The organism is Candidatus Hodarchaeum mangrovi (assembly GCF_975850365.1).
In genome coordinates this window covers 1-6,912 of sequence record NZ_CDLCQJ010000039.1, presented here as the reverse complement: position 1 = coordinate 6,912, position 6,912 = coordinate 1, and the positions used below count along the sequence as shown (strand labels likewise).

Annotated in this window: 5 protein-coding genes; 2 read left to right on the top strand and 3 right to left on the bottom strand. The window is 32.6% G+C overall.

The genetic code is table 11. The features are described 5' to 3' along the window. Positions 1-170 precede the first annotated feature (170 nt). From ACWVCY_RS04540 to ACWVCY_RS04530, 3 genes are all read right to left on the bottom strand, one after another. On the bottom strand, positions 171-1,154 hold the full coding sequence (locus ACWVCY_RS04540) for a DMT family transporter (protein ID WP_455140634.1): 984 nt from the start codon (positions 1,152-1,154) through the stop codon (positions 171-173). A 188-nt stretch (positions 1,155-1,342) separates the two neighbouring features. Then, entirely contained in the window at positions 1,343-1,984 is a 642-nt protein-coding gene (locus ACWVCY_RS04535) for a hypothetical protein (RefSeq protein ID WP_455140632.1), read from the bottom strand. Between the two features lie 177 nt (positions 1,985-2,161). Beyond that, positions 2,162-2,518 (bottom strand): hypothetical protein, encoded by a 357-nt coding sequence (locus ACWVCY_RS04530; RefSeq protein ID WP_455140631.1) that lies wholly within the window; start codon positions 2,516-2,518, stop codon positions 2,162-2,164. 97 nt (positions 2,519-2,615) lie between these two features. Here ACWVCY_RS04530 and ACWVCY_RS04525 point away from each other — a divergent pair, with 97 nt between their 5' ends. Continuing rightward, on the top strand, positions 2,616-4,586 hold the full coding sequence (locus ACWVCY_RS04525; RefSeq protein ID WP_455140630.1) for an L-2-amino-thiazoline-4-carboxylic acid hydrolase: 1,971 nt from the start codon (positions 2,616-2,618) through the stop codon (positions 4,584-4,586). A 2-nt stretch (positions 4,587-4,588) separates the two neighbouring features. Continuing rightward, positions 4,589-6,912, top strand: a 2,324-nt coding sequence (locus tag ACWVCY_RS04520) for a metallophosphoesterase (protein ID WP_455140629.1), incomplete at its 3' end; no start/stop codon positions are given.

The window sequence follows — 6,912 nt, the reverse complement described above, 5'->3', positions numbered from 1 at the left end:
TAATTTCTTCTTTTGAGTAAAGAATCTTCACTGATGGTCACCTGGAATTATAAACAAATTATAATTCTTTTTTATTATGTTTTGGTTAATAAAGTCCATATTCATACAATTATAATTGATTGTCTTATAATAAAAAATATATGAAAAAATTTTTCAGTTCATTTGGTTGGTCAAGGTAATTCAAGAATAATTTCCTTTGATTTTGTTAATGGAGGAGAAACATAAGGCTTTAACATTAGGAAAGAAGCTATTAGAATGAAAAATCCTCCTAAGAGATACCAAACTGAAATCGGTTCCTGAAGAACCATTGTTGCGAGAATAATTGCTGCTAGTGGTTCAATTAGTAAAAAAACTGATGCTTTGAATGATGAAACATGTTTTATTGCCACTATAATTAATCCAAAAGGAATAACATTCCCGATTACACCAAGACAAATACCAAATGTAAGATGTAAAGGATTAAAATACGTCCATATATTGAAAAAATTAATTTGAGGAGCTGTTAGAAAAGTCTTTGAAAAAATTAGAAAAGGAAACCACATAATGAATCCCCAGATTAAAATCCATCCAAAAGAAATGGATTGAGGTATCATCGATCTTTGGTCTTGAACTAATTTTCCCATAATTAAATAAAGCCCATATGATAATCCTGAGATGCCAGCTAAAACGACTCCTGGAAAAGAGTTAATGAAAAGAGAATACTCCCATGGTTTTGTAAGAATTATCACTCCTAAAAGGGCAAAGAATAATGCAAGAACTTTATTCTTATTTATTTTTTCATTTAATAGAAAATATCCCAGAAAAAAAGTGACTAAAGGGTGTATCTGAATTAAAAAAGCAGCTGTTCCAATTGGCGTGTTTAGAGCAATTGAAGCTAAATAGCAATTTAATGCTGAGGATAATAGAAATCCTTGAATAATATAAGATTTTTGGTGTAAAAATCTTCCACTAAGACCAACATTCTCAGGAGAATCCCATATATATTTACATATTAGAAATCCACCTGCAATAAATCCAATTAACAGACGCATGAAGCTTTGTTCAATACTAGAGACTTGTAAATCTCGTAAAATAGCAGAGAAAATAGGAACTGTACCAAATGCTACTCCAGCAAGAATTAAAGCACTATAGGAATGAACCAACTTGGTTTCCATGAAGAAAATCTCCAGTTTTGTAAATAGGAGTGATTTTTTAATGATTTAAAAATATCTAATTAGACACTAGGTAAAATTGCTGTTTCAATACTTCTCAAACTAAATAATTTTTTTAAGAAATCCAAGGGAAAAGATAACGAGAGTCAGGGAACAGAATAAAAAAAAGAGAGAAGTGTATGGTTGAAAAGTTATTTGGATGTTTTTTTGCGTGAAAATATAATTAGTGTATTCAATGCTAGAATTATGGGAAGAACGGTTAAAACACTAGAGTGAGAAAAGTTAGAAGTGGTATATGTAATATCCCAAAAATTGCTGCTATTACTATATATAAGTTGATCATAGGTCACTTTACCAATCATATACGCAATGCCATGCCATACCTCACCATTAGAGATTTCACTCATTTCAGTTGGAAGATACCAGTTTAAATCTGTTTCAAATTGATCAAAAAATTCATAACCTGTATTCTGATAAGTAAAGATTTTTCGAGTAGCATTGAAGATAACTTCTCCTTCTGGGTTAATAAACTCAACAACAAATGCTAGCCAATAATAAGCACTACGATTGACAGTAGAATCATAGAAACTATACTCATACTTTACTGGGACCATTGCGGTGTCATTCCAAGCCGAAAGTCCCCCACCATAGAAAGAAAAACTTGCACGTCCATTTTCACCGAAGTTACCTGTAGTATTACCATGCATTGTACGTATGAAGGAAATTACTGCTATATTTTGCGAATTCGCGGCGATTAAAGAGACTAAAATGCTAATGGAGAGGAGAATGCAGAACCAAGAAAATACAAGAAGCACTTTTTGCTCTATATTCATTTGGATTATTCTCCTGAAAAACTTATATCTTATTGCACATCGAATTTCTCCTATAAAATCATTTTTATTGTAACAAAAAAAAGGAGAATATATGCTGATTAATCAGTACCATCATATTTAGACCCATTTATTTCCTAAATAAGATAATATTTTAGATAATCTTAAAAAAAAGCATTTTTAATCTCGTTTTGCTAACCGCTGTTGTACAAAAATCGATTGTGCATAAGCTTCCAAACTTTGAAGTCTTTTTTCAATTGGTTGGTTCTCATCTAAAAAGAAATTCAAACTCATTTGGGAGAACTTGCCTCCTACTTTCTCAACAAAAGTATTTCTTTCTGTTTTTGTAACCCTAATCTTAGGTTGATTTTGAATAAATACTATCAGGTCTAACCAATTTTCTGCGGCCTTTGGACTTATTTTAGCTTTTGTCAATTTCGTTTTGGCAAATGGACTATCTATATCATTGATGATTTTGAATATTGCTTGGGCACGATCAAGCATTGAACGAGGTGCTCTATTCCTATTTATTGTCATTAGTACATTATCATATTTTATCCATATATAAATGTATATATTTATGTATACTTTTATCTTTTTGTGATGAATCTTCAAGTATTAATGTGTGGATTGTATGTCAAGTCTGGACCAAATGTTTGATTATTTTGTATTATTAACTTCAAACGAGCTTAAAAAGGCCTTTGACCTAGAGGAAGCTGATACGATCTTATCCTCGTTTGCAACTCGTTTTCGAGAGCTTTATGAAACTCTTAAAGAATCTTTTAACGAAACTCAGCTTTTTCATGGTATTAATCCTATTTTTGTTATAGCTCTTGAGGAATCACTCCCTGGAGAGGAAGGAAAAAAGGATACCACCATTATTCTAAGGCTCGTATTAGCTATCTATAAAATTATGCTTGAAGAATTAGTTTTAGAACCCCAACGACGGTACATGGCTTCTTCTAAGGATCCATGGACTATTTTTGTGGAAGCTGCTCGAAAAGGTAATCAAAGAATCTATGATAATGAATATTTTCAAGTAAAGGAAATTAACGTTACTGAAAAGGAATTTGCATTTGATATCAATCGATGTTTCTATCATGAAGTCTTCAAACAGTTCAAACGTGAAGATCTAGGTTTTATTATGTGTGAATATGATTCTATTATGGCTGATAATATTACTAACTGGGTGAGATTTGAGCGAGAAGAGACAATTGCAGAGGGATATAAACGATGTACATTCAGATATTACAATATCAAACAAAAATTTTCAGAGAATCTAGTTATTGATAGTATTTTTACATTTTTGAAGATTGTTGATGATTCTGAGGAGATGTTAACTAAACAAGAGATTAGAGAAAAAGGATTTGATGCTTCTATTGATTTTTACGATGTGGTTAAACTTATAGACCTCATAAAAAACCATCCAGGGATTAAATTTTCGACTGTAAACGAAGAACCAGTATATGGGAATATTGCCAGCTATCAAAGGCATGAAGAATGGAAAAAATTGTTCAATCGGAAATTATCCAAAGAAGAAAGATCTAAAATCATCCAAAATTTGCCCCTCAATCTCAAGGAAGAGAAGATCAACCGATTAATCTCCGATATCCTTGACCATCCCTATGAACATGCCTCTATTAAGTGGGTATGTCTTAACTACTTACAATATCACTTTTCAGCTAGAATTGGCTTTGAAGCAGAAGAAATTGACGAATTACAATTAGACACAGGATTATTAGAAGAATTTCGTCAAAAATATCCAAATATTTCCTTTGAAGCACAATCTTTAGACAGAGGAAAAATATCTATACAAGCATATGGAAGAGGAATCCCCGAATACAAACTTAAAGAACCCATTCAGCTTTTACGAAAGAAAATTATCAATCAATTTCCTGATTCTGGTATTTCAGCTATTAACCCTATAATCTCAATGGATCCGATTGTAAAAAAATTCTTCAAGATTTTTGAGGACTCAAATCAAGATTTCCAACTCCGTGAACTGGCACTTCGCATTCTCATTAGCAGGGTGGGAAGTAAACTAGTACCTTTCCTTAAATCGGTTGCTGAAAATGAACAGGACAACCAATTTTTAAGAGGAAGAGCAATTGATTCACTAGCATGGTTTACAAGTAAATTACCTCAATTATACAATACTTTCAATGATTTCATTAGGCTTCCTGATCCAATTAAGCGATCGGTTATAGATTTTATCGCAAGACAAGGAACAGAAAAAGATTTATTGCTTCAGATGGCAATAAATGATGATATTGCCATAAAAATCAAAATTATTGCGTTACGGAATATGCAAACATATCTCGATCCTGAAGTCACCAAATTTTTGCTTAATTTTGCTATTGATAAATCGAATGATGAACGTATGAGACAGGCTGCACTAGAAGCCCTTGGAAAACACAGTATTGACGAAAAAAGTCTTGATTTACTCTTTAATATATTCAAAGATCAAGAAGAATCTACTTTCATACGAATGGAGGCTTTTGAAACACTGAGAGATCTTAATTATAAGCCAAAGGAAGTATCAATTTTAACAGATAGGTCAGATTGGATAATTTTATTAGGCTTAAAACAGATGGTGGAGGGCTAATTATGGATTTCAACGGTGCAATTAAAACCTTACGATTTTATTTAAGCGAACAAAGCTATTTACAGAAGATTACGTCATTTGAAGATCTTAAACATGTACAGACTCCAGCCATCAGCCTAGTATTGACACACGCAGGAAATGTCTTCTATCTTCCAGAAGACCTCCTATTTAAAAAAGGAATTTTCTTTTTAAATGACGATTGGGTAGACCTCGAGTCAATATCCAAAGAACGGATCTGGAATAAGGATCGTTTTACCAAACATCAAATCATTAAATCCTCAATCGACCTTTTCAATAATTTAGTAGAAAATAAGATGATTAAATCAGGTTATTGGGATCTATTTGAAAAGTGTAAAGATATCAAATTAGAAGACAGTATCCTTATCTTGAAATCGACCCCTGAAATATCAGAGTTTGAAGAACTCCTAATCGTCAAAGGACCTATGAATAAGAAATCCTCTATTCTCCCTGAGTTTATGAATTCTATAAAAAAAATTACTGAATTTACCTACCAAACCACACCCCATGCCATTCCACCACGTATAGAACATTTTTTGTCATATCGGGAATTATCAAAGGCAAGCAAACTCACTTGGGATATGAATCAAATTAGAGCATATTTAGGATCAATATGGAATGAAAGAACCCCATCCACTGTTCTTTCGCGCATTAATCTTCTTCTTGAGAGTTCTGTACTATTGGTAGAGAAAATTGAGGTTTTTAACAAAATCCTTCAGGTTAATAAGGAAGAGAAAAGGATGGTAGGCATCCCTAGTAATTTCATCATTGGAATCTGTGGCGGGTATGGGAGAGGAGAATATTCAGACACATCAGACTTAGATATGCTATTGATTCATGAGGGGAGTGAAAAGCAATTTTTGCAGGTAGGTGAGGCTCTTGACCAAGTTCTGCAGCATGTTCCTAATCTCGAATTATGTAAATTAGAAAATCTGGTGAATCTTAATTTCCATGAAGAGTCAATAACAAACATCCTAAAGGCTTTTCTTTATGGAGATGAAGGTTTCTTAGAACAAAATCAGAAAAAAGAACTGGAAAAAATGCTTTCTTCTATCCAATCCCTTCGAAACACCCCTATCTCTGACGAAGACCGTAAAGATGGTATTAGAAAATATTGCTGGTCTATCTACAAATCAATAATAAATATGGTTCCGATATATGAGAAACCTATTGGAAAAGGGCAAGTTCTACGAGAGGAAATTACAAAAATTACCAAAAAAGCACTTCCTGATATAATTCCGATTCTTCTTCGTATCACAGAATCCCTCAAGGATGAAAGTAATGCTTTAGGGGAAAATTTACGTATTTGTCAACCTTTCCTCTATGATTCAATATTTAAGACATATTCTGTTCTTACAGCTTTACAGGATATTAGTACTATTTTAGCGATCCTCAGTGAGACTACTTTTACTACTTCAACTAGTGACCGCCTTAAAATTGCCATCGAACAAAATTTAATCTCGGAAAAACAAGGAAATAAGCTTATTCAAGGATATAATTGTTTTGCAGATATGAAATATAAGCTAACAAGAGAAATGCCTATTAATATGGTGGAATTTATTAATGAGGAACTCAAAGCTATTATAAAAGATGTATACAATGGTATTTTACAAAAATTAGAACCTCAAGAATCAGTTGGGACTGAATATAAAATTGTATACCCCCTTCTGGTCTTTTCGGATCTTCACTGGGGACTTAATAATAAATTAGCTAAATTATGTTTGGAAGAAATCAAGAAGACATGTGAGACACATCGAGTTAAATCAATTTTAATTGCGGGAGATGTTTTCAATATTGATTGTGTTAATGAACTCTCTGAAGCTGACAAAAAGGGGATTTCCATCCTTGATGAATTGTCTCAAATCCAGAATTCTCTTGGGGATCAAAGAATTCACATAATTTCAGGGAATCATGACCCAGAAGAATTTTGGGATAAGTTTCGTTTAAAACTAGAACGAGAATTTGGGATATATTTTATTGGTGATTATTACCAAGACGAAAACATTTGGATTGCACATGGCGACCAAGATTTTTGGCGTAGCTATAATCCTCCTCTCGATCAATATATTACTAAATTTAAGACAGATAATACCCTAATGAATCAAATAATCATTGTGGGGCATAATCATCGGATCTATGACGAAAATAAATTGGGATTTTATGCGAATGGCACAATTGGTAAATCATTTTCAGCAATTTTGATAAATAAAGCTCAAATTGAACTAATAAAATTACCAGTTACATTTGATATCAATCTGGAAAAGATTAGCGAAGAATATGTTGGAATTACCAATGCTGAGGAATCAAT